General features: G+C 56.7%; 1 protein-coding gene. It reads right to left on the bottom strand.

Going from position 1 to position 203, the window contains the following annotated elements:
- Positions 1-203 (bottom strand): contractile injection system protein, VgrG/Pvc8 family (locus H0248_RS21505; RefSeq protein WP_257981582.1); only part of this gene is annotated, 203 nt, incomplete at both ends.

Here is a 203-nt window from a genome sequence, read left to right as displayed (position 1 = left end):
ATGTTCGGTTAAGGTAAAACTGCTACCGGGCATCAGCATGGCGGCATTGGATTCACCAGAGCCGGTCATTGCATTCGCGCGTAACGCATCCAGCCGATAGCCGGTAAAGGCCTTGCCGCTCGGGTCTTGCTTGAAGCGGCCGGGGTAGTCGAAGTGCTGATAGCTTTCGCGCTGGTGCACTAATTCGCCGCTCATCTTGCTGT

This window comes from Pectobacterium brasiliense, from assembly GCF_013449685.1.
Lineage (GTDB): Bacteria > Pseudomonadota > Gammaproteobacteria > Enterobacterales > Enterobacteriaceae > Pectobacterium > Pectobacterium brasiliense_A.
This window is presented reverse-complemented; position numbering and strand designations above follow the sequence as displayed.